Source organism: Roseivivax jejudonensis (assembly GCF_900172265.1).
GTDB lineage: Bacteria > Pseudomonadota > Alphaproteobacteria > Rhodobacterales > Rhodobacteraceae > Roseivivax > Roseivivax jejudonensis.
The window spans coordinates 256,788-279,502 of the sequence record NZ_FWFK01000005.1 but is presented as its reverse complement, the minus strand read 5'-3'; the positions used below and the strand labels follow the sequence as shown (position 1 = coordinate 279,502).

General features: G+C 67.5%; 24 protein-coding genes. 6 read left to right on the top strand and 18 right to left on the bottom strand.

What is annotated here, in order from left to right:
* Positions 1 to 70: 70 nt before the first annotated feature.
* Positions 71 to 1,717: an electron transfer flavoprotein-ubiquinone oxidoreductase gene (locus tag ROJ8625_RS14945; protein WP_085792696.1), complete on the bottom strand. Its 1,647-nt coding sequence runs from the start codon at positions 1,715 to 1,717 to the stop codon at positions 71 to 73.
* A gap of 200 nt (positions 1,718 to 1,917) precedes the next feature.
* Here ROJ8625_RS14945 and greA point away from each other — a divergent pair, with 200 nt between their 5' ends.
* Positions 1,918 to 2,388 (top strand): transcription elongation factor GreA, encoded by a 471-nt coding sequence (gene greA / locus ROJ8625_RS14940; protein ID WP_085792695.1) that lies wholly within the window; start codon positions 1,918 to 1,920, stop codon positions 2,386 to 2,388.
* A gap of 13 nt (positions 2,389 to 2,401) precedes the next feature.
* The gene (locus ROJ8625_RS14935; RefSeq protein ID WP_085792694.1) at positions 2,402 to 3,427 is read left to right on the top strand and encodes a hypothetical protein; all 1,026 of its coding nucleotides are present in this window, start codon (positions 2,402 to 2,404) and stop codon (positions 3,425 to 3,427) included.
* A 186-nt stretch (positions 3,428 to 3,613) separates the two neighbouring features.
* On the opposite strand, the gene ROJ8625_RS14930 is transcribed toward ROJ8625_RS14935, so the two are convergent.
* On the bottom strand, positions 3,614 to 5,149 hold the full coding sequence (locus ROJ8625_RS14930; RefSeq protein ID WP_085792693.1) for an ATP-dependent DNA helicase: 1,536 nt from the start codon (positions 5,147 to 5,149) through the stop codon (positions 3,614 to 3,616).
* Between the two features lie 116 nt (positions 5,150 to 5,265).
* Here ROJ8625_RS14930 and ROJ8625_RS14925 point away from each other — a divergent pair, with 116 nt between their 5' ends.
* Entirely contained in the window at positions 5,266 to 6,018 is a 753-nt protein-coding gene (locus ROJ8625_RS14925) for a metallophosphoesterase (RefSeq protein ID WP_085792692.1), read from the top strand.
* Here the strand turns inward: ROJ8625_RS14925 and ROJ8625_RS14920 are convergent.
* From ROJ8625_RS14920 to ROJ8625_RS14900, 5 genes are all read right to left on the bottom strand, one after another.
* Positions 5,952 to 6,659, bottom strand: coding sequence for an acyl-homoserine-lactone synthase (locus ROJ8625_RS14920; protein WP_085792691.1), 708 nt, complete (start codon positions 6,657 to 6,659; stop codon positions 5,952 to 5,954). The genes ROJ8625_RS14925 and ROJ8625_RS14920 overlap by 67 nt on opposite strands.
* A gap of 129 nt (positions 6,660 to 6,788) precedes the next feature.
* A complete protein-coding gene (locus ROJ8625_RS14915) occupies positions 6,789 to 7,481 on the bottom strand; it encodes a helix-turn-helix transcriptional regulator (RefSeq protein ID WP_085792690.1) in 693 nt (230 codons plus the stop codon).
* Complete coding sequence (locus tag ROJ8625_RS14910) at positions 7,456 to 7,662, bottom strand: hypothetical protein (protein ID WP_085792830.1); 207 nt, start codon at positions 7,660 to 7,662, stop codon at positions 7,456 to 7,458. The genes ROJ8625_RS14915 and ROJ8625_RS14910 overlap by 26 nt, the downstream gene beginning before the upstream one ends.
* A 450-nt stretch (positions 7,663 to 8,112) precedes the next feature.
* Complete coding sequence (gene ccrA / locus ROJ8625_RS14905; protein ID WP_085792689.1) at positions 8,113 to 9,399, bottom strand: crotonyl-CoA carboxylase/reductase; 1,287 nt, start codon at positions 9,397 to 9,399, stop codon at positions 8,113 to 8,115.
* Positions 9,400 to 9,530: 131 nt separating this feature from the next.
* On the bottom strand, positions 9,531 to 10,922 hold the full coding sequence (locus ROJ8625_RS14900) for a 1-acyl-sn-glycerol-3-phosphate acyltransferase (RefSeq protein ID WP_085792688.1): 1,392 nt from the start codon (positions 10,920 to 10,922) through the stop codon (positions 9,531 to 9,533).
* A gap of 252 nt (positions 10,923 to 11,174) precedes the next feature.
* Between ROJ8625_RS14900 and ROJ8625_RS14895 the strand changes: the two genes are divergently transcribed.
* From ROJ8625_RS14895 to deoD, 3 genes are all read left to right on the top strand, one after another.
* The gene (locus ROJ8625_RS14895) at positions 11,175 to 13,154 is read left to right on the top strand and encodes an ethylmalonyl-CoA mutase (RefSeq protein ID WP_085792687.1); all 1,980 of its coding nucleotides are present in this window, start codon (positions 11,175 to 11,177) and stop codon (positions 13,152 to 13,154) included.
* Between the two features lie 146 nt (positions 13,155 to 13,300).
* A complete protein-coding gene (locus ROJ8625_RS14890) occupies positions 13,301 to 13,612 on the top strand; it encodes an H-NS histone family protein (protein WP_306372292.1) in 312 nt (103 codons plus the stop codon).
* Between the two features lie 4 nt (positions 13,613 to 13,616).
* Positions 13,617 to 14,327 carry a purine-nucleoside phosphorylase gene (gene deoD, locus ROJ8625_RS14885; protein ID WP_085792685.1) on the top strand — a complete coding sequence of 237 codons (711 nt, stop codon included), beginning with the start codon at positions 13,617 to 13,619 and terminating at the stop codon, positions 14,325 to 14,327.
* Here the strand turns inward: deoD and ROJ8625_RS14880 are convergent.
* The 11 genes from ROJ8625_RS14880 to ROJ8625_RS14835 form a co-directional block, all read right to left on the bottom strand.
* Positions 14,324 to 15,169 (bottom strand): urea carboxylase-associated family protein, encoded by an 846-nt coding sequence (locus ROJ8625_RS14880; protein WP_085792684.1) that lies wholly within the window; start codon positions 15,167 to 15,169, stop codon positions 14,324 to 14,326. The two genes, deoD and ROJ8625_RS14880, sit on opposite strands and share 4 nt — an antisense overlap.
* A gap of 159 nt (positions 15,170 to 15,328) precedes the next feature.
* Complete coding sequence (locus tag ROJ8625_RS14875; protein ID WP_085792683.1) at positions 15,329 to 16,513, bottom strand: type III PLP-dependent enzyme; 1,185 nt, start codon at positions 16,511 to 16,513, stop codon at positions 15,329 to 15,331.
* Between the two features lie 196 nt (positions 16,514 to 16,709).
* Positions 16,710 to 16,904, bottom strand: coding sequence for a hypothetical protein (locus tag ROJ8625_RS14870; RefSeq protein ID WP_085792682.1), 195 nt, complete (start codon positions 16,902 to 16,904; stop codon positions 16,710 to 16,712).
* Positions 16,905 to 16,996: 92 nt separating this feature from the next.
* Entirely contained in the window at positions 16,997 to 17,167 is a 171-nt protein-coding gene (locus ROJ8625_RS21060) for a hypothetical protein (protein ID WP_159456778.1), read from the bottom strand.
* Between the two features lie 178 nt (positions 17,168 to 17,345).
* Positions 17,346 to 18,125, bottom strand: a complete 780-nt coding sequence (locus tag ROJ8625_RS14865) for a succinate dehydrogenase iron-sulfur subunit (protein ID WP_085792681.1) — start codon at positions 18,123 to 18,125, stop codon at positions 17,346 to 17,348.
* A 117-nt stretch (positions 18,126 to 18,242) separates the two neighbouring features.
* Complete coding sequence (locus ROJ8625_RS14860; RefSeq protein ID WP_085792680.1) at positions 18,243 to 18,560, bottom strand: hypothetical protein; 318 nt, start codon at positions 18,558 to 18,560, stop codon at positions 18,243 to 18,245.
* Entirely contained in the window at positions 18,560 to 20,380 is a 1,821-nt protein-coding gene (gene sdhA / locus ROJ8625_RS14855; RefSeq protein ID WP_085792679.1) for a succinate dehydrogenase flavoprotein subunit, read from the bottom strand. The genes ROJ8625_RS14860 and sdhA overlap by 1 nt, the downstream gene beginning before the upstream one ends.
* Before the next feature lie 21 nt (positions 20,381 to 20,401).
* Entirely contained in the window at positions 20,402 to 20,773 is a 372-nt protein-coding gene (sdhD, locus tag ROJ8625_RS14850; RefSeq protein ID WP_085792678.1) for a succinate dehydrogenase, hydrophobic membrane anchor protein, read from the bottom strand.
* A 14-nt stretch (positions 20,774 to 20,787) separates the two neighbouring features.
* On the bottom strand, positions 20,788 to 21,177 hold the full coding sequence (sdhC, locus tag ROJ8625_RS14845; RefSeq protein WP_085792677.1) for a succinate dehydrogenase, cytochrome b556 subunit: 390 nt from the start codon (positions 21,175 to 21,177) through the stop codon (positions 20,788 to 20,790).
* A 282-nt stretch (positions 21,178 to 21,459) separates the two neighbouring features.
* On the bottom strand, positions 21,460 to 22,509 hold the full coding sequence (locus ROJ8625_RS14840) for a MaoC family dehydratase (RefSeq protein ID WP_085792676.1): 1,050 nt from the start codon (positions 22,507 to 22,509) through the stop codon (positions 21,460 to 21,462).
* Positions 22,509 to 22,712: a DUF1737 domain-containing protein gene (locus ROJ8625_RS14835; RefSeq protein WP_085792675.1), complete on the bottom strand. Its 204-nt coding sequence runs from the start codon at positions 22,710 to 22,712 to the stop codon at positions 22,509 to 22,511. The genes ROJ8625_RS14840 and ROJ8625_RS14835 overlap by 1 nt, the downstream gene beginning before the upstream one ends.
* Between the last annotated feature and the right edge of the window lie 3 nt (positions 22,713 to 22,715).

Here is a 22,715-nt window from a genome sequence, read left to right as displayed (position 1 = left end):
GCGCGGCGCGCGTGCAACGCGCGGGCGCCGCGCCAGGCTGTCACGCCTGCGTCAGCGCCCGCGCCCGGTCTCACATGTTGGGATAGTTCGGCCCGTCGCCGCCCTGCGGCGTGGTCCAGACGATGTTCTGCGCCGGATCCTTGATGTCGCAGGTCTTGCAGTGCACGCAGTTCTGGAAGTTGATCACGAAGCGCGGTTCGCTGTCGGTATCCACGAACTCGTAGACCCCGGCGGGGCAGTAGCGCTGCGAGGGCCCGGCATAGACCTTCCAGTCGACCTCGACCTGCCGCTCCGGCTCCTTCAGCTTGAGGTGCGTGGGCTGGCTTTCCTCGTGGTTCGTCATCGAGAACGAGACGTTGGTCAGCCGGTCGAAGCTCAGCTTGCCGTCCGGTTTCGGATAGTCGATCTTCGCATGGTCCTTGGCCTTGCCGGTGGCGGCCGCGTCGCTCTTGCCGTGGCCGATCGTGCCCAACAGCGAGAAGCCCCAGGTATTCGTCCACATGTCGAGCCCGCCGAGGCCGAGACTCGCCGTCAGACCGTACTTGGACCACAGCGGCTTCACGTTGCGCACCTTCTTCAGGTCCTGCCCGATCGCGCCCTCGCGCACCTCGGTCTCGTAGGTCGTGAGCTCGTCAGCCGCGCGGCCGGCCCTCAGCGCCTCGTGCGCGGCCTCCGCCGCCGCCTTGCCGGACAGCATCGCGTTGTGATTGCCCTTGATCCGCGGGACGTTGACCATGCCAACCGCACAGCCGAGCAGCGCGACGCCCGGTGCAACCATCTTGGGCATCGACTGGTAGCCGCCCTCGGTGATCGCGCGCGCGCCATAGGCGACGCGCTTGCCGCCCTCCAGCAGCTCCTTGACCATCGGATGGTGCTTGAAGCGCTGGAACTCCATGTAGGGATAGAGGTGCGGGTTGGTGTAGTTCAGGTGAACCACGAACCCGACATAGACCTGGTTGTTCTCGAGATGGTAGATGAACGACCCGCCCCCGGCATTCTTGCCGAGCGGCCACCCCATCGTGTGGGTCACCGACCCCTCGCGGTGCTTCTCGGGCGAGATCTCCCAGATCTCCTTCATGCCGAGGCCGTACTTCTGCGGCTCGACGCCCTTGTCGAGCTCGTACTTCGCGATCACCTGCTTCGACAGCGATCCCCGCACGCCCTCGGACAGGAACACGTACTTGCCACGCAGCTCCATGCCCGGCTCGTAGCCGTCGCCCGGCGTGCCGTCGGGGTTGAGCCCGAATTCGCCGGCCACGACTCCCGCAACCTCGCCGTTCTCGCCCCAGACGATCTCCGAGCATGCCATGCCCGGAAAGATCTCGACGCCCAGCGCCTCGGCCTGCTCGGCCATCCAGCGGCAGACGTTACCCATCGACACGATGTAGTTGCCGTGGTTCGACATCAGCGGCGGCATCGGCCAGTTGGGCACGCGCACACGCCCTTCCTCGCCCAGCAGGTAGAAGTTGTCCTCCGTCACCGGCACGGTGAGCGGCGCGCCCTTCTCCTTCCAGTCGGGGATCAGCGCATCGAGGCCCGATGGATCGAGCACCGCGCCCGACAGGATGTGCGCCCCGACCTCCGAGCCCTTTTCGAGCACCACGACCTCGAGGGTCTCGTCGAGTTGCTTCAGGCGGATCGCGGCCGACAGGCCGGCCGGCCCCGCGCCAACGATCACCACGTCGTATTCCATCGACTCACGCTCTACGTCGCTCATCTCGCTCCCTTCCCGGCCGGATCGGCCCCGCTTGACGAAATTTGCAGAGAGGTAACCCTTCGCGGCGCCCCCGGCAATTGTGACACCGCGTCCCGGCGGCGGGCCGCGCCCCCTTGAAATCGCATCCGCCTTCGGATCAAGTGCGGTGCTGACACGCGCGGGCGGTGCGCCGCCGCCGCCCCCACACGTTTGGACGCATCATGGAAAAGATACCGATGACCCGCGCGGGACACGCCGCGCTCGAAAAGGAATTGAAGACGCTGAAGTCCGACGAACGGCCGGCGATCATCCGCGCGATCTCCGAGGCGCGCGAGCACGGCGACCTGTCGGAGAACGCCGAGTATCACTCCGCGCGCGAAAAGCAGAGCTTTATCGAGGGCCGCATCAAGGAGATCGAGGGCATTCTCTCGCTCGCCGAGGTGATCGACCCCAAGACGCTGCAGGGCGCGATCAAGTTCGGGGCCACCGTCACCGTCGTCGACGAGGACACCGACGAGGAGAAGACCTGGCAGATCGTCGGCGAGCACGAGGCCAACATCGAGAAGGGTCTCCTGAACGTGCGCTCTCCGATCGCCCGCGCCCTCATCGGCAAGGAGGAGGGCGACAGCGTCGAGGTCCGCACGCCGGGCGGCGAGAAATCCTACGAGATCCTGAAGATCGAATACGTCTGACGCGAGGGCCGGCATGGCCGACGAGCACTCCGCCCGCACGACGCCGATCGGCGTCTACGACCGGACCCAGCCCGGAGAGGATGCGCCCTCCTCCGGCGAGATCGCCGCCGCGGCGCTCTGCGCCCTGTGGGTGCTGCTGGCCGGTGGCTACTTTCTGGTGTTCGGAACCGGCGGCGCCGACGGGCTGCGCTTCGCGCTCGTGCTGATGACGATCTTCCTGCCTGTGGCGATGATCTGGGTCGCCGCCACGGCGATGCGCGCGACGCGCATCCTGCGCGCCGAAAGCGCACGGTTGCAGGCCGCCGTCGACGCGCTGCGCCACGCCTATGTCAGCCAGGCGCAGGCCGGCCGGTCCGAACCGCAAGGCAGCGCCATCACCCGCAAGCTCGACGAGATCGCCGCCGCTCAGCGCAAGACGGAGACGACCCTCGCTGTCTTCACCTCGACCCGCAGCGCGCCGCGGCCCGCGACGGCGTCCGCCGCGCCACCGGCGACAGTCCCCGCCCCTGCCGAGGCCGCGGCCCAGCCGACCCTCGCGCTCGGCACTTCGGCCGAGGATACCGCGCCGGCGCTGCCGCGCGCCGACCTCATCCGCGCGCTGAACTTCCCCGAGACCGCGGAGGACACGGAAGGGTTCGCGGCGCTGCGCCGCGCGCTCAAGGACCGGCAGGCGGCCCAGCTGATCCAGGCCGCGCAGGACGTGCTCACGCTGCTGTCCGAGGACGGGATCTACATGGACGACCTGTCGCCCGACCGCGCACGCCCCGAGACGTGGCGGCGCTTCGCGCAAGGCGCCCGCGGTCGCGAGATCGCCGCCCTCGGCGGCATCCGCGACCGCTCGTCGCTGGCGCTCGCCGCCGGCCGCATGAAGCAGGACCCGATCTTTCGCGACGCCGCGCATCACTTCCTGCGCCTGTTCGATCGCGGCGTCGCGCGCTTCGAACCCGAGGCGACGGACGCCGAGATCTCGGACCTTGCCGACACGCGCTCGGCGCGCGCCTTCATGCTGCTCGGTCGCGTCGCCGGCACCTTCGACTGACCCGCCGCCGCGCCGGCGCACCCGCCGATCGCTCCGGATCCGCAACTCTGCCGGGTCCGCGCCGGTGCGCGCGACTATCGCCGCCCTGACCGACGGACCATACCGGGGCCGCGCCGGGCGCGCCGCCCGCTCTTCATCTTGCCGACAAACCCCGGGGGTGCGGGGGCAGCGCCCCCGCTCCGCCGCTCAGGCCCCATCGGCGGTCTCGACCTCCAGCGCGAGGGGGGCCGCCTTGGACGGCAGGTCGTCGACCGACAGCGGCGCCGACGGCTTCGACAGGCGGTTGCGCACCACCCAGTGCAGTCGCGTCGAGGCGCGCGTGATCGCGACGTAGGCGAGCCGCTTCCACAGCGGCTGCCCGGCCTCGACCCGGCCCATCCGCGCCGCGGCATATAGATCGGGCGCGAAGACCTGGACGTTCTCCCATTGCGAGCCCTGCGCCTTGTGGATGGTCACCGCGGCGCCGTGCAGGAACGTCGCGCCCATGCGCGCGGCGAAGGGAATGAACGGCTCCTCCTCGCCCGGCTTCTCGATCTTGACGATCGAGGCCGCCGACATCCGCGGATCCTCCGCGCCGACGACGTGCAGACGTGAAAAGCCCGCCCGTTTCCCGGGCCCGAGATAGATCACCTGCGCGCCCTTGATCAGGCCGCGCGCCTCGAGGTCGAGCCGCTTCTTGCGATGCTTGAGCGGCAGCTCCAGCCCGTCGCAGATCAGCGGCTCGCCGGGCAGAAGCTCCGTCTCCGGCGCCTCGTGGACGGCGCGGAACGCGTTGATGAGCCGGATGCGCGTGGCGTTGCGCCAGACCAGCACCGGGGAGCGGGCCATCAGGTCGACCTCGACCCGCTGTGCCCAGACGACGCGGTCGTCGTGGCGGGCCTTGTCCTCCACCATCCGCTCGAAATCCTCGAAGGACAGCTGCGGGTCCGACAGCGCGTGCGCCAGATCGAGAATCGGGTTGTCCGCCGCCTGTCGGTGAACGCGGCTCAGTTCCAGCTTCTGCGGCGCAGGGATGTCGTCGAACACCATCTTGCCCGATTGGTTGACCGGCGCGAGCTGCGCGGGATCGCCGAACAGCACGAGCGTGGGAAAGATCTCCTGGAGGTCCTCGAACTGCCGGTCGTCGAGCATCGAGGCCTCGTCGACGAAGCCAACGTCCAGCGGCTCCTCGCGCCGCTTCCAACCGGTAATGAAGTCCGACCCGCGCAGACCCGCGGCCGCGAGCGCCGCCGGCACCGACTTGTGCCCCTGGTACGACGCGAAGGCGCGGTCGAGCGCGGCCTCGGTCAGCTCTTCGATATCGGGCTTCTCGGCATTGCCCATCAGCCACTCGGCGATGCGTTCGTATTCGGGGTCGTAGACCGGCGTGTAGAGGATGCGGTGGATCGTGGTCGCCGGAACCCCGCGCGTGCGCAACACGCTGGCCGCCTTGTTGGTCGGCGCGAGGACCGCGAGCGTTCGTCGCTCGCGCCGCCGCCGGCTCTCGTAGTCGCCCGAGACCAGTTCGACCCCGGCGGCCTCCAGCGCCCGGCAAAGCTCGGCCAGGAGCAGCGTCTTGCCCGAGCCCGCCTTTCCCATGAGCGCCAGCCGCTTCGACGCGTGCCCCTGCGCCGGCAGGACCTGTCCCTCGGTCAGGTCGATGCCCGCGGCCTGCAGCATCTCGGCCACGCGATCGTAGGCCTCGGCCTGATCGTCGGAGAATGTGATCGCGATCCCGGTCATGCGGCGGACCCTATCGCCGCCCCGGGACGGGCACCAGAGGGGCGGCGCGGCCGCGGCACCGGCGCCCGGGCGCGGTCGCGCTTGGCGCGGCGCACGGCTCGGTGTAGCTCTCCTTCATGTCGTTTCTCCGTCGCACGCTCGGCCTGTCCCGTTTCGACGCACAGATCGCGCCCCGCGCGGCCTTCGCGGCGATCGGCGATCTGCACGGATGCTGGACCGAAACCGACCGCCTGTTGCGACGCCTCGACGGCGTGCTGCCGACAACCGCGTCGGTGGTGTTCGTGGGCGACTACATCGACCGTGGACCGGAGAGCGGCCGGGTGCTGCGCAACCTCATGGACCTGCAGCGCGCGTGCGGGACAGACCGCATCGTCTGCCTGAGCGGCAACCACGAGGAGATGCTGCTCGACATGCTCGATGCGCCGGCCGATGCCGGGCCGCGCTGGCTGCGCCACGGCGGGCTCGAGACGCTGGCAAGCCTCGGGGTCGCGCCAGTGCCGCTCGACGCGGAGGAAGCCGCGTGGTTCGATTTGCGCGACGCGGTGCGCGCGGCGCTCGGCCCCAAGACCGAGGCGTGGCTGCGCGCCCTGCCGACGCTGTGGCACAGCGGCAATGTCGCCGTCACCCATGCCGGCGCCGATCCGGCGCTCCCGCTCGATGCGCAGGACGACGATGTTCTGCGCTGGGGCCATCGTGATTTTGCCCGCCGCGGCCGCCGCGACGGGATGTGGGTCGTGCACGGTCACACGATCGTCGATACGCCCAAGGCCGCGCATGGGCGCATCGCCATCGACACCGGCGCCTACGCCACCGGCACGCTGACCGCGGCGGTGATCTCTCGCGGAAGCTGCGAATTCCTGTTCGCCTGACGCGACACATGGGCCGTCTCGGTGCGGCGCGGAGGCGTTCCGAAGGCGGCGTCGAACCAGCGTCGCGATGTCTCGGGCGCGATCCCCGCCCGCGTGGCGACGCGGGCCCTCGCCTCCGTCTCGAAACTCCACAACCCGACCGAGATCGCCGCACGGCCGCGTCCGGCGGAGCCCAGGACCTCCGGCGACGCACCGATGCGGCGGTAGATCCGCACCATGCGCGCGTCGAACACGCCGACGAAATGAGCCACCCCGAAATGCTCCAGCACCTCGCCGCCCGCCAGCATCAGCGCGGCGGCGACGCGGGGATCGGCCGTCTCGGACAGGCAGAATCGGGTGCATTCCCAGATCAGCGGACTTTCGATGCGCACGCCGTCGGTCAGGTGCGTGAAGTAATCGTTGACCATCGTGGGCCCGAGTGTCGGCAGCAGCCGCATGGATCCGCCGTGATCGCCTCCGGGTGTTTCCCAGATCACGTAGAGCGGATCGAGGCCGTCGTACGCGTCGATCTCTCGACCGTCCGGTGTCAGCGGCAGATCCCACCCGAGCCGCCGGACGAATTGTGCCGCGCGGTCGCGGAACATGCCGTCGCGCAGGCGCGGGTGGGTGCCGAGGTCTCGGCCGTAGATGTAGCGGATCATGCGGGGCGTCCTCCGGTTGCGATGGGAGGAGACTGCCCGCCGAATGATTAACGCCCGCCGCCGGCACCGTGCGCAGCCCTCGGCAACGCCGCACCCTGTGTTGAGGATCGGTTGCGGATCCGTCCCGGATCAGAGGACGATCGCGCCGCGTTGCAACGCCCGGGCCACCGCATGGGTGGTGTTGATTGCGCCGAGCTTGTGGCGTGCGCTTTCGATGTAGACGCGGAGCGTGTGTTCCGAGATCGAAAGCGTATCGGCGACCTGCGCGCGATTGTGCCCGAGCGCGAGAAGGGTGAGCGCCTCGACCTCGCGCGGTGACAGCGCCGCCGCCTCCTGCGGTCGGCGCCCGGGCTGAAGCTCCAACGCCTTTTGGTTGAACGCATTGGCAAGCAAGATCAGGTCGCGCCGTCGGTCTCCGGTAAACCGCGCCCAAACCTCGTCGTCGCAGAAATGATTGATCGTGAAGAGCGCGAATTGCCCGTTCGGCCCCCGGATCGGCACGGAGAATCCCTGATTGCCGACTCCGTGCGCCACCGCGTCCGCTAAAAATGCGCGCGCAGCGCGCGATGTCCAATCGAGCTGTTTCCAATCCACCGGATGAAAGCTCTGGAAACATCCGAGCACGACCGGATCGATTCGCAGATAGCCTTTTTCCATGTATCGCTCGACCCAGGCGGGGTCGTATGTTCCGCACCCGTATTGGTCGCCGCTGCCACTTACCCAGTGATAGACGACGTGCGATACATCGAGATCTGTTCTGAGGTCTTCCGAAACGGCCTGGAGCGTCGCGTGACTGTCAGCCGACTCCAAACCGGTCAGCATCTTCCCGATCGGCGTGATCGACGATACGTAGTTCAAGTTCTTCGTCCTCGGCCCGCGACGCGATTTCCGCGTGCGCCACGAACTTGGCGTCCTCGATTTGAGCCGCCAGCGCGGTCAATCCGTTCTGTCGCGCAAAGGTGCCCAGGTCCGAAAGCACATTGATGATCCAGTCGTGTCTCATGGATGTCACCCGCAAATTCTTAACAGAAGGTTAACCAAGATCCTTGGCGCGTGAGCCGACCCTAGATCGCCCAATGCGGCAGAGATACTCACGAAAGTTCCCTCCCCAATTCCGGCGGGGTCCCTGCCCGCCAAGTTGACCTGTCATTCCCGGCCCGGGCGAATTTCCCTGTGCAAACGATCCGCCTCGTTGTCACGTCGGGTCGGCAGGCGCGACGCCTGGCACACCGCTGAACGAACACGATGGTCCGCGGAGATCCCGGATCGGCACCAGCGTGCGACGCGGGCTGATCGCGCCTCGAGACCCTGCGCCGGCGCCGGCGCACGCCGCTCCTCAGAGCCACACGCCCCAAGTCGTTCGACGCAGCGCCACTCGCCGCAAAAAACGCGAAACGACCCGCGACATCGCCACGGGCCGTCCGATTGCCTGGAAACGTTGCGTTCCGTGAAGTCAGCGCTTCGCTTCGAGCGCGTCCTCCAGCGTGCGCAAGCCGGTCGTCGGCGCCTGCACCAGCACGGACATGTTGCCGGGCTTGTGCTCGTTGCGCATCATTTTCATGTGCGCGTGCGGGATCTCCTCCCACGGGAAGACCTCGGACATGCACGGATCGAGCCGCCGCTCGACCATCAGCTGGTTCGCCGCCGCTGCCTGCTTGAGATGCGCGAAGTGCGAGCCCTGCAGCCGCTTCTGGTGCATCCACATGTAGCGCACGTCGAAGGTGGTGTTGTAGCCTGACGTGCCGGCGCAGATCACCACCATGCCACCCTTCTTCACCACCAGCGTGGAGACCGGGAACGTCGCCTCGCCGGGATGCTCGAAGACCATGTCGACGTTCACGCCCTTGCCGGTGATCTCCCAGATCGCCTTGCCGAACTTGCGCGCCTCCTTCAGCCACTCGCTGTATTCCGGCGTGTTGACCGTGGGCAGCTGGCCCCAGCACTTGAAGTCCTTGCGGTTGATCACGCCCTTGGCGCCCATCGACATGACGAAGTCGCGCTTGCTCTCGTCCGAGATCACGCCGATCGCGTTGGCGCCCGCGGTGTTCGCGAGCTGGATCGCGTAGGAGCCGAGACCCCCCGACGCGCCCCAGACCAGCACGTTCTGGCCGGGCTTCAACTCGTGCGGATGGTGGCCGAACAGCATCCGGTAGGCCGTCGCGAGCGTCAGCGTATAGCAGGCGCTCTCCTCCCAGGTCAGGTGCCGCGGCCGCGGCATCAGCTGCTGGGCCTGCACGTTGGTGAACTGCGCGAAGGAGCCGTCCGGCGTCTCGTAGCCCCAGATCCTCTGGCTGGGCGACAGCATCGGGTCGCCGCCGTTGCACTCCTCGTCGTCACCGTCGTCCTGGTTGCAGTGGATCACGACCTCGTCGCCGACCTTCCAGCGCTTCACCTTGTCGCCGACCGCCCAGACGATGCCGCTCGCGTCGGACCCGGCGATGTGGAACTCGGCCCCGTGCACGTCGAACGGCGAGATCGGCACGCCCTTGCCGGCCCAGACTCCGTTGTAATTGACCCCGGCCGCCATCACCAGCACGAGCACCTCGTGGCTGTCGAGCTGCGGCACGTCGACGACCTCCTGCTGGAAGCTCGTGTCGGGGTCGCCGTGCCGTTCGCGGCGGATGCACCAGCAGTACATCTGCTTCGGAACGTAGCCCATCGGGGGCATCTCGCCGATCTCGTAGAGGTCCTTTTCGGGCGCGTCGTACTGCGCGACGTCGGTTTGCGTGTCCAGAGCCATCGGGGCCTCCTTCGTGAAAGTCAGCCGGGGCTCTCGCGCGCGTCGCCGCGCCGCAGAATCGTCACCCCGTTCACCCGGGGATATCGCCGGCCGCGCAACAATTCAACACGAATGACGCAGCGTTTGAAACTTTATGACCCTGCAGTCGCAGAAAGATCGACGTCCGGCGCCGCTGCGGGCATCGCGTGCGCGATCGATCCGGCATAGTAGCGGGCGAGCGGAGCGCCGGATTCGGTCACTGCGAAACCTGCGGCCTCCTCGCGCACGATCTGCCGCTTGAGCAGCGCGCGCAGGCCCGTCTCGACGGCGTAGTCGCGGTTGCCGCGCGGCAGGTAGATCCGGTCGGGGCCGAGCGCGTCGGCAGCGCGGCCGAAGGCGCGTTCCAGCCCGCTCCGGTCGAGCGGACCCTCGCTGAGGAGAAGATGCGCCACCAGCGGCACCGGGAGCACCGGGGTCACCGCGCCGATCCGCGCCAGGAGCTCGCGCGCCAGCGCCTCCGGCGTGCGCGCCGCCTCGGGCTGCCCGCGCAGCGACAACGGCGTGCCATAGCTCACGGCGGCATAGCCGAACCGGTGATAGCGCCCGGTCAACCGCAGCCAGATCTGCTTGAGCGCGAACCCCGCGACGACACTGATCCGCGCGTTGAAGCGGCGGTCGCCGCGCGTTCCCGCGGCAACGAGGATGCGATCCTCCAGAACCCGGTCGTAGTTCAGCGCCACAGGCACGAAGACGACGTCGCGCCCGGCATCCGCGGCGCCCTCCGAGATGTACTTGAGCAGCCCGACGCGCGGCGATGCGAGCCGGCCGTCGAGGCTGAGACCACCCTCGGGAAAGATCGCCTGCGTCACGCCACCTGCGGTCGCGAGTTGGACATAGCGTTCGAGCACCCGGCGATAGAGCGCGTTGCGCGACCGTCTCCGGATGAAATACGCCCCCATCGCCCGGATCAGCCGCGACAGCGGCCAGACCCGCGCCCACTCGCCCACGGCATAGCTCAGCGCCGAGCGATCGGCTGCGAGCCACGTCACCAGGACGTAGTCCATGTTGGAGCGATGGTTCATCACGAAGACCACGGTCGCCTCGGGATCGATCCCGCGCAGGCTCTCCGGATCCGGCCGCACGATCCGCACCCGGTAGATGGCGTTCGACAGCAGGCGCGCCGCGCGGATCGCCACCCCGAAATACGCCAGCGCGGAAAACGACGGCACGATCTCGCGCGCGTACCGCCGCGCCTCCTCGAAGGCCACGTCCTCGCGCACCCCGGTCTCGCGCGCCCGCGCCACGATCGCGCGCGTCACTTCCGGGTCGTAGCACAGCCGCTGGATCAGATCGTACCGGCGCGCCAGGCGGAACGGCTCGATCGGTCGCTCGAGCCGGGTGTTGAGCCGCGCCACGGCACGCTCGAGCCGCCGGCGCAGGAACCAGCGCACCGAGGGAAACAGGAAATGCGACGCGAAGGTCACCGCGGCAAAGGCCATGATCAGCACGAAGAGCCAGGCGGGAAGCGTCACGGAACCGGTCATCGCCGCAGACTTGCACCCGCCCCCGGCGCGGGCAAGCGTTTCGCCCGCCCCTTCTTCTTGGCCGAAGTACTCCGGGGAGCGCGAGGGGCCGCGCCCCTCGCTCCAGCGCCGGGATCCGGGGATCACTGCGGGTGCGTCGCGGGCCGGATGACGCCGCAGCGCGGCGAATTGACATTGCCATAATATTTCTACTATCCACGCCAGAGCGAAACATTATTGCTCGGCATTCCTCAGCTCAGGTGACGCCCCGCCATGACCGACACGCCCGCTCTTCCGCCCCGCGACAAGCCCTGGCTGATCCGCACCTATGCCGGCCATTCCACCGCCGCCGCGTCGAACGCGCTCTATCGCGGCAACCTCGCCAAGGGGCAGACCGGCCTGTCGGTGGCCTTCGACCTGCCGACCCAAACGGGGTACGATAGCGACCACGAGCTCGCCAGGGGCGAGGTCGGCAAGGTCGGCGTGCCGATCTGCCATCTGGGCGACATGCGCACGCTGTTCGACCGGATCCCGCTCGACCAGATGAACACCTCGATGACGATCAACGCGACCGCACCGTGGCTCCTCGCGCTCTATATCGCCGTGGCCGAGGAGCAGGGTGCCGACGTGTCGAAGCTGACGGGAACGGTCCAGAACGACCTGATCAAGGAATACCTCAGCCGCGGCACCTATATCTGCCCGCCGAAACCCTCTCTCCGCATGATCGGGGATGTCGCCGAGTACTGCTACAAGCACGTGCCCAAGTGGAACCCGATGAACGTCTGCTCCTACCACCTGCAGGAGGCGGGCGCGACGCCCGAGCAGGAGCTGGCCTTCGCGCTCGCCACCGCCACGGCGGTCCTCGACGAGCTGAAGCCGCGCGTGCCGGACGCGGATTTCCCGGTTCTCGCGGGGCGGATCTCGTTCTTCGTGAACGCCGGCATCCGCTTCGTCACCGAGATGTGCAAGATGCGCGCCTTCGTCGATCTGTGGGACGAGATCCTGCAGACGCGCTACGGCATCACGGATCCGAAGTATCGCCGGTTCCGCTACGGCGTGCAGGTCAACTCGCTCGGCCTGACCGAGCAGCAGCCCGAGAACAACGTCTACCGGATCCTGATCGAGATGCTGGCCGTCACGTTGTCCAAAAAGGCGCGCGCTCGCGCCGTGCAACTGCCGGCCTGGAACGAGGCCCTGGGCCTGCCACGCCCATGGGACCAGCAATGGTCCATGCGGATGCAGCAGATCATGGCCTACGAGACGGACCTTCTGGAATACGACGACCTGTTCGACGGCAACCCGGCGGTGGAGCGCAAGGTGGCCGAGCTTATGGAGGGCGCGCGCGCCGAGCTCGCCAATCTCGACGCGATGGGCGGGGCCATCGACGCGATCGACTACATGAAGGCGCGCCTGGTCGAGAGCAATGCCGACCGGGTCGGCCGCGTGGAGCGCGGCGAGACCGTGGTGGTCGGCGTCAACCGCTGGACCGAGAGCGAACGCTCGCCGCTCCTGGGCGAGGACGGCGGCATCATGACCGTCGATCCGGCGGTCGAGGCCGACCAGATCGACAGGTTGCAGGCCTGGCGCGAAGACCGCGACGACGGCGCTGTGGCCGAGGCGCTTGCGGCGCTGCGCAAGGCCGCCCGGGAGGGCCGCAATGTCATGGAGGCATCGATCGCCGCCGCGCGCGCCGGGGTGACCACCGGCGAATGGGCGGGCGAGATGCGCGCCGCGCACGGCGAGTACCGGGGCCCGACCGGCGTGTCCAAGGCCCGCTCCAACAGGGCCGAGGGTCTCGACGATATCCGCGAGTCCGTGGACGCGGTGTCGGACCGGCTCGGACGGCGGCTGACTTTCCTCGTGGGCAAGCCCGGGCTCGACGGCCACTCCAACGGCGCCGAGCAGATCGCCTTCCGCGCGCGCGATTGCGGCATGGAGATCGATTACGAGGGGATCCGCCTGACGCCGGCGCAGATCGTCGAGGGCGCGCTGGACGGTGGCTGCCACGTGATCGGGCTGTCGATACTCTCGGGCAGCCATTTGCCGCTGGTGGAGGATACGCTACGCCGCTTGCGCGAGGCCGGACTTGGACATGTGCCGGTGATCGTCGGGGGCATCATTCCCGATGAAGATGCGGCCAAGCTGACGTCGATGGGCGTCGCGAAAGTCTATACGCCAAAGGATTTCGAATTGAACACGATCATGCGGGATATCGTGACTCTGGTAGATCCAAAAGCGGTTGCCGCTGAATAGCGTCGCATCTCCGACTGACGCCGAAAGCCGCCCATCGAAAGGGCGGCTTTTCTTTTTTCGTTGCCAAGCCTTACGTAACGGCGCAAATTAGCAATCGCGTAACGAATTTAACAAAAAACAACCGGCAGCCGAAATGGAGTGCAAGAATGACGGTAATGAACCTCGATGAGTTGTCGAAAGACGAACTTCAGAAACTTAAAGCTGATGTCGATCGCGCTCTGAAAACCATCGATCAGCGCCGGAAGGCCGAGGCGAAACGCGCGGCCGATGCAGCGGCAAAGGAATACGGGTTCTCTCTCGACGACCTCGTCGCGGAGGGTGGCAAGCTCGGCAAGGGGCTCCCCAAATACAAGAATCCGGACAACGCGTCGCAGACCTGGACCGGTCGCGGCCGCAAGCCGAATTGGGTGATCGCCGCGCTCGAGAACGGGAAGTCGCTCGACGATCTCAAGATCTGATCGCATGAGCCTGCATATCGACGCAGCTCCCGGCGACATCGCCGAAACGGTTCTTTTGCCCGGTGATCCCTACCGGGCAAAATGGGCCGCTGAAACGTTTCTCGACAGCCCGCGCCTCGTGAACGAGGTTCGGGGCATGCTGGGCTACACCGGCACGTGGAACGGGAACCCGGTGACGATCCACGGCTCGGGCATGGGCATGCCCTCGCTCTCGATCTATGCCAACGAGTTGGTGCGCGACTACGGCGCGCGCACGCTCGTGCGCATCGGCTCCTGCGGCGCGATGCAGGATCGGATCGCGCTGCGCGACGTGATCATCGCGATGACCGCCAGCACGCTATCGACGCCGTCGCGCGGGATCTTTCGCGAACTGAACTTCGCCCCGGCGGCCGACTGGCCCTTGCTGCGCGCTGCTGCCGCCGCTGCCGAGTCGCGCGCAACCACGACGCATGTCGGCGGGATCTATTCGTCAGATGTCTTCTACGACGAGCGACCGGACCTGAACGAGATCATGACCCGCCACGGCATCCTGGGCGTCGAGATGGAGGCGGCCGAGCTCTACACCGTCGCCGCACGCCACGGCGCGCGCGCGCTTGCCGTTCTGACGGTGAGCGATCACCTCCTGACGGGCGACGCGTTGTCGAGCGAGGCGCGCGAAACCGGCTTCGCCGAGATGGTGGAGATCGCGCTGGAGGCGGCGTTCGCCGCCGACTAGGCCCCGTGCCCCCGGTCGTAGCCGTTTCGCGACGGCTCGGCCCATCCCGCCAATGATCCTGGCGCCGGTCGCAGAATCTCGACCTCGAGGGGATGGCAGGGAGCTGCGTCGCTCGAATGCTCCGATCCGCAATCTCCGCCCGGACAGGCGCTGAGCGCCCCCAGAAGGTCGATCTCGGCCAGGAACGTGATGGCATCACCCGGACGCACCGGGCTCGCTTTCATGAAGTATTGCCCGGTGTCCCGGGTGAAGCCGGTGCACATGAAGACGTTGAGCACATCGTGCACATGTGGCTCCGCCTCCGTCGCCGCGCACCCGAGATGCGCGGCCAGCGCCCGGGTCAGGTTGGAGTGACAGCAGGCATGGTACTGGCGGCCGGACAGCAGGTGCGCCGTGTATGGATCGCACCGCGTGCCGATCACGTCGTGAACCGATCCGCCGTCGGAATCGATTCCGTACCAGTCGAGATCGTCCTCCACGATGGTCGCCATCGGGCGCAGATGCGGAAAGCATGACCAGAGCCGCGCTCCGGTCGACACGTGCGTGCCGTGAAGCGCGCGCGTCTTGCCGGAATAGAATCGTTCCGACAGGTCGTCAGCCGCCCACAGGTTCAGATCGCCGACCTGCGGTCCCTCGACCGATCGAACCCGGAAGAACGCACCGGCCGGCACCCGGAACGTCTCCGCCTCTCGCGGCGCGATCCGCACGCGACCGGCGATCTCCGCGTCCGCCAGCGCCGTGCGGTAAGCTTCGAGCGGAACCGGCGGCAGTGTTACGGTCGGATAGCAGATCACCGGCCGCGCGGCACGGCGCGTCGCGGCATCATCGGGGTCCATCTTCATTGCATCTCCTCCGGTCGCTGATGGTCGCGCCATCCGGTGTCGTGCGATCCGCGGCACGCCGCCAGAATGCCGCTGCGTGCGATCCGGGCAATAGGACCGGACAAGAAAAAGGCCGGGTCATTGCCCGGCCTTCAGCTCAGTTGGTCATGTAGCGTGGCGTCAGATCGCCACGACGTCCAGCGGCGGGAAGCCGTTGAAGCCGACCGAGGAGTAGGTCGACGTGTAGGCACCGCAGCTGCGGATGATGATCTTATCCCCGGCTTTCAGACCGAGCGGCAGCTCGACCGGGCGCTTTTCATAGAGGACGTCAGCCGAGTCGCAGGACGGGCCGGCCAGGACGCAGGGCCCCTTCGGCTCGTGGTCGCGCTCGGTGACGAGGTGGTAGCGGATCGCCTCGCCTTCCGTTTCGGCCAGCCCCGAAAAGCGGCCGATGTCGAGGTAGACCCAGCGATGCAGGTCGTTCTCGGATTTCTTGGACACGAGCAGCACCTCGGCGGCAATGGCCCCGGCTTCAGCCACGAGACCGCGGCCCGGCTCTGCCATGACGTGCGGCACGTCGCCGAAACGCTCGGACACCAGCTCCATCACGCGCGCGGCGTAGGCCGTCGGCGCGTCGATGTCTTCGGTGTAGAAGGCGGGGAAGCCGCCACCGATGTTCAGCGTGTGCAGTGCGTGACCAGCTTCGTGCGCCTTGCGCCAGACCGCGGCAACCTGATCGAGCGTGCCGGCCCAGCCCAGCGCGCGCTTGGTCTGTGATCCCACGTGGAACGACAGGCCGATCGGCTCGAGCCCGCGGGCCACGGCAAGGTCAAGCAGCGCGATCGCCTTGTCCTGGGCGCAACCGAACTTGCGCGACAGCGGCCAGTCGGCCTCCGAGGCGTCGACGATCATGCGGACGTAGACCTGAGCGCCAGGCGCGTGCTCGGCGATCTTCTCCATCTCTTCTTCGGCGTCGACGGCGAACATGCGGATGCCCGCCTGATGCGCGAACGCGATGTCCGACGCACGCTTGATCGTGTTGCCGAACGAGATGTCCTGGGGACGCGCACCGAGCGACAGGCAAAGCTCGATCTCGCCGCGCGACGCGGCGTCGAAGTGCGACCCGAGGCCGACCAGCGTCTCGATCACGGCGCGATCCGGGTTCGCCTTGACGGCGTAGTGGATCGCGGCACGGCCGAGCCCGGCAGAGAGCGCGCGGTACTGCTCGGCGACAGCCTGCGTGTCGATCACGAGGGTTGGGCGATCAAAGGTTGTGGCGCGGATGAAGCTCTCGACGCGCGAGGACACGCCGCGGGGCGCGGACACGACTTTGGATGCCGAGAACTCGGTGACGTATGCGTTCATGTTCCATCTCCAATAGGACCCGGTCCCCGCGGGGACCGACCAGTGCTGTCAGAGACGTTACCGTCGCTACGTAACCGTGGGGCGGACCCATGGGACAGAGGCGCGTGCGTTGGCGTCTGGTAGAGCGCATATGCGCGCTCGTCCGAGTCGCTGCAAGGGTGGATTTCGTCGGTTCTTCGATTTTTCCCTGCGACGGTCAGACGTTGTCGCGCAGACACGTTTTCGGCTTCTGGGCCGGTTTTCCGGCGACCGTCGCCCCGCACTGGACACAGCTCCATGTGGCTTCCGTGTCACTATGGCGCCGTTCGCGCCAGCGGCAGGACCGCGTCGCGCGGTTCGAAAAGATCGCGATCAGAATGAAGGCGACGATCAATCCGACGACGACGAACATGTCACGGCTCTCCTCGCTGCGAAGCGGGCGGCGCATCGCCGCCCGCACCGAAGGCTAGCGCCCGCCGGCACGGAGCCAAGCGGGCTCGGCCGTCAGGCGGCGTCGTGATACGCGACGGCGCCGAACGCGCGATCGTCGCTGCCGGTCCGCTGTGCGGCGGTCTGCGCGGGCGCGGCCGGGGTCCAGTAGGAAAGCTGTTCGGCGAGCACGGCAAGCGCCTGTTCGGCGCGGGTGGTCGCGGTTGTGTGGGTGCGATCGGTCATTGCAGGTGCCTCTAGCAGGTTGCTGTGGCCCCTCCCTGACACCCAATATGATGCCGCAGCGCAGCGAAGTCATCCTCCGCAACCACATGAGAGGCATGATGTGCCTGCAAGGATCGGCGCACGAAAAAGCGCCGCCCGGGCCCGGGCGGCGCCATTCCGACCTGCGCTGACGGTGCGGTCAGACCGCGCGTTCCACCATCTTCTTCTTGATCTCGGCGATGGCCTTCGCCGGGTTCAGCCCTTTGGGGCAGGTCTTGGCGCAGTTCATGATCGTGTGGCAGCGATAGAGCTTGAACGGATCCTCGAGGTCGTCCAGCCGTTCGCCGGTCGCCTCGTCCCGGCTGTCGATGATCCAGCGATAGGCATGAAGCAGCGCGGCAGGTCCGAGGTAGCGGTCGCCGTTCCACCAGTAGGACGGGCACGCAGTCGAGCAGCAGGCGCACATCACGCATTCGTAGAGGCCGTCGAGTTTCTCGCGGTCCTCGATCGACTGACGCCACTCCTTCGCGGGGCGGGGCGTCTCGGTTTCCAACCAGGGATGGATCGACGCGTGCTGCGCATAGAAGTGCGTGAGGTCCGGGATCAGGTCCTTGACCACCGGCATGTGCGGCAACGGATAGATCTTCACGTCGCCCTTGACCTCGTCCATGCCGTAGATGCAGGCCAGCGTGTTGATGCCGTCGATGTTCATCGCACACGAGCCGCAGATCCCCTCGCGGCAGGAGCGACGGAAGGTCAGCGTCGGGTCGATCTCGTTCTTGATCTTGATCAGCGCGTCCAGAATCATCGGACCGCAGCTGTCCACGTCCACGAAGTAGGTATCGACGCGGGGGTTTTCGTCGTCGTCCGGGTTCCAGCGGTAGATCTGGAACTTGCGAAGGTTCGTTGCGCCCTCGGGCTTTGGCCAGGTCTTGCCGGTGCGGATGGTGGAGTTCTTGGGAAGGGTCAGTTGGACCATGTCAGCCTCCGTGGCGAAGAAGGGCCGGCAGCCCCTCGGCTGCCAAAGAAATAAGTACGGCGCGGCGTAGGCACATCCGGACGAAACGTCGCGCGGGCACGCGGGCGCGGTCGACCATTAGATCGCTCCAGCCCGGCGCGCGTAGTCGGTGGCGAGGCAGCGGACCGTTTGCGGTTGCTGCACGACCTCGGCCACGATCTGGGCCGACGAGGCTGTCGGACCGGTGACCGAGTCGGTGGCCAGCGCGTAGATCTGCTGCGCGGAGGCCTGGTCGATGATGCAGTTGATTGCCGGCTCGACGGGCAGATTGGGATAGCGTTCCAAAACGACGCGGTTGATCGTGGACCGCGCGGCATTGCGCGCGATCTGGTCCTGCGTCTGGGCTGTGCAGCCCGCCAGAAGGATCAGTATTGGAAGCGCCATACCCCATCGCATCAGAACGTCCGCGCCTTCGGCGCGATCTTCTTCATCGCGATGCCGCCCTCGTCCTCGCGGGTGAGCGGGTCCTCGATCACCGGGCGGTAGCTGAGCGTCATGCGGATCGAGTTGATCCGGTTGCCCTCTGCCCGCGCAATGGTGTGCACGCGCCAGTTCTCGTCGTCTCGCTCCTGATGATCCTCGTGCGCATGGGCGCCGCGGCTCTCGGTCCGCGCCTCGGCCGAGATGATCGTGGCCAGCGCGTTCGGCATCAGGTTGGTCAGCTCCAGCGACTCCATGAGATCGGAGTTCCAGATCATGCTGCGATCCGTGACCGAAAGATCGTCGAGCTTGCCGGCGATCGCCGTCATCTTCTCGACCCCGTTCGACATCGTCTCGGCGGTGCGGAACACGGCCGCATCCTCCTGCATGGTGCGCTGCATCTCGAGCCGCAGCTCGGCGGTCGGCACCGTGCCCTTGGCGTGGCGGACCCCGTCGAAGCGATCGAGCGCCTTGTCGACCTCGGACTGGTCGACCGTGCGCGGGCTGGCCTCGCGATCGACGGTCTTGCCGGCGCGGATCGCGGCGGCGCGGCCGAACACGACGAGGTCGATCAGCGAATTCGAACCGAGGCGGTTCGCACCGTGGACGCTGGCGCAGCCCGCCTCGCCCACGGCCATCAGGCCCGGAACGACGCGGTTGGGATCGTCCTCGGTCGGGTTCAGCACTTCACCCCAGTAGTTCGTCGGAATGCCGCCCATGTTGTAGTGCACCGTCGGAATGACCGGGATCGGCTCCTTGGTGACGTCGACGCCGGCGAAGATCTTGGCGCTTTCCGAGATGCCCGGAAGCCGGAGCTGCAGCGCCTCCTTGGGCAGGTGCGACAGGTTCAGGTGGATGTGATCCTTGTTCGGACCGACGCCGCGGCCCTCGCGGATCTCCATCGTCATGCAGCGCGAGACGTAGTCGCGCGGCGCGAGGTCCTTGTAGGTGGGCGCGTAGCGTTCCATGAACCGCTCGCCCTCGGCGTTGGTGAGATAGCCACCCTCGCCGCGGGCGCCCTCGGTGATCAGGCAGCCTGCGCCGTAGATCCCGGTGGGGTGGAACTGCACGAACTCCATGTCCTGCAGCGGGAGGCCGGCGCGCGCCACCATGCCGCCGCCGTCGCCGGTGCAGGTATGCGCCGAGGTCGCCGAGAAGTAGGCGCGCCCGTAGCCGCCGGTGGCGAGCACCACCATCTTGGCGTTGAAGACGTGGATCGTGCCGTCATCGAGCTTCCAGCACACGACACCTGTGCAGGTGCCGTCGGCGTCCATCATCAGGTCTATGGCGAAGTACTCGATATAGAACTCGGCGTTGTTCTTGAGCGACTGACCATAGAGCGTGTGCAGGATCGCGTGGCCCGTCCGGTCGGCCGCGGCGCAGGTCCGCTGCACCGGCGGGCCCTCGCCGAACTCGGTGGTGTGGCCGCCGAAGGGGCGCTGGTAGATCTTGCCCTCCTCGGTCCGCGAGAACGGCACGCCGTAATGCTCGAGCTCGTAGACCGCGGCGGGCGCGTTCCGGGCGAGGTATTCCATCGCGTCGGTGTCGCCGAGCCAGTCGGACCCCTTGACCGTGTCGTACATGTGCCACTGCCAGTTGTCCGGGCCCATGTTCGACAGCGAGGCCGCGATGCCGCCCTGCGCCGCCACGGTGTGAGAGCGGGTCGGAAAGACCTTGGTCACGCACGCGGTGCGCAGGCCCTGCTCGGCCATGCCGAGCGTCGCGCGGAGGCCCGAGCCCCCGGCGCCCACCACCACGACGTCATAATCATGCGTCTCGTAGTCGTATGCTGCCATTCGTTCGGTGCTCCAGAGTTCTTAGAGGGCGAGGCGCGCGACGGCGAAGATCGTGACCGCGGCGGCGCCCCAGCAGAGACAGGTCATGCCGATGATGATGAACTTCGCCCAGTCGTTGTGAACGTAGTCCTCGATCAGCGTCTGGAAGCCGTCGGCGAAGTGCACGAAGCTCACCGTGAGCGCGAGCGCGGCGACGATCGCCGGGAAGGGCCGCGCGAAGTGGTCGGTCACGCCGGCGTAATCCTTGCCGATGGCCGGGGCCACGGCGATCAGGAAAAGCGGGATCAGGACCAGCAGCGCGACGGATTGCACCTTCACGCGCCAGTGGTGCTGGGTTCCGGTCTTGGCGCTGCCCCACGGGTCGGCGCGCTTGCGGTCGGTCATGTAGCTCATGCGAGGCGCTCCTTTCACACGGCCAGGGCGATCAGGGTGAGGATCCACAGCACGCCGGAACCGATCACGCAGCCCCAGCCGAGTTTCTCGGCGGTGTCGAGATCGAGGCCGATCCCATTGTCCCAGATCAGGTGCCGGACACCGGCCAGGAAGTGGTACCAGAGGGCCCAGAGCGACAGGGCGAAGATCAGGATGCCGAGCCAGCTGGTGACGACGGCGTCGGCGGTCGCGAAGGCGTCGGGCCCGGCGGCGGCCGCGATCAGCCACCAGACGATCATCACCATGGACAGAAGCAGCGCGTTGCCGGTGATGCGGGTGAGGATCGAGGTGATCGAGGTCAGTTGCGGGCGGTAGACCTGCAAGTGGGGTGAGAGCGGGCGGTTGCCGCGGTTCACGTCTGCCATTGTGGACGTCCTTTCGCTTCCCTTGCACGGGGTTCTAATGGTTTTGCCGCGCGTGTCACGGAACAAGCCGTGTTCCGGGCGCGGTTTTTTGGCGCAAGCGCGCCATTGAGGCGCATTGTGATCACGCAACGGCAGGGCGTGATCACGTGTGGCGACATGGCCGCGATTCTCGGGCCGCACGACGCGCGACAGGCGGCCCGCCGCGGGGGCGCTGCCCCCGCACCCCCGGGGTTTCTTGGCAAGATGAAGGGCCGCCGCCGGTGTTCGCGTGTCCCGGCGGGATCAGGACGGCATCAGCGCCCAGTAGTCGAGATCGAGAAGGATACCCGGCCGGTAGGCGCCGTCGGCATCCTTCGGCTCGCCCACGCTGCCGTCCGTCGTGGCGACGAGGCGCAGGCGGATCGCGCCGATGCCGGGGCGGTCGGTCGGCGCGGTCTCGAGCACCTCGGACCAGGCGCGGATCGTGTCGCCGGCGAAGCAGGGATTGGCATGCGCGCCCCCGTTCAGCCCGACGATCATCTGCGCGTTGGCGAGGCCGTTGAAGCTCAGCGCGCGCGCCATGGAGATGACGTGTCCGCCGTAGATCAGCCGCTTGCCGTCGTCGCGCATGGTCCCGTCGAAATGGGTCTTCGAGGTGTTCTGCCAGGCGCGGGTGGCCATCATGTGCTCGGCCTCCTCGATCGTGACGCCGTCGACATGGTCGATCACCTCGCCGACCGCGTAGTCGGACAGGCGGTGCGGTTCGCCGGCGAGCGCGGTATCGTAGGCGCCGAAGTCGAGCCCGTCGGGGATGTGCAGGTCGCCGGGCGCGAGCGCTGGGCTGAGGTCGGGGATCACCGTCTCGGGCGCCGGGGCGTTGGCGTCGCGCGTCTTGACCATGACCCAGCGGACATAGTCGAGCACGGTTTCGTCGCGTTGGTTCAGACCGCGCGAGCGCACCCAGACGATCCCGGTCCGGCCGTTCGAGTTGCGCTTGAGGCCGATCACCTCGCTTTCGGCGCGGAGCGTGTCGCCGGGCCAGACCGGGCGCCGCCAGCGGCCCTCGGCGTAGCCGAGATTGGCGCGCGCGTTGAGAGAGACGTCCGGCACCGTCTTGCCGAAGACGACGTGAAAGGCCAGCAGGTCGTCCATCGGCGCCGCCGGCAGGCCGCAGGCCTGCGCGAAGGCATCGGAGGAATAGAGTGCGTGCCGCATCGGGTAGAGCGCGTGGTAGAGCGCGCGCTCGCCGCTGCCGATCGTGCGCGGCGCGGCGTGCCGGATCACCTGGCCGATGCGGTAATCCTCGAAGAAGTATCCCGCACTGGTTTTGGGCGGCACGTGGGCATCCTTCATCACTGCTCTCCGAGCTTGAGGTCCGGGGAATAGGCGCCGTCGACTTCCTTGGTGACGGCCTGCCCGCAGCGCATGACGCCGTTGGCCGCGTCGAACGCGTAGGCAGGATCCCCGTGAAGCTCCCAGCCGCGCGACAGCGCCTCGCTGACCTTGTGGCAGAAGGCCGACGTGTCGTCGGCGGAGAGGAAGCGGTAGAGTTTCATCGG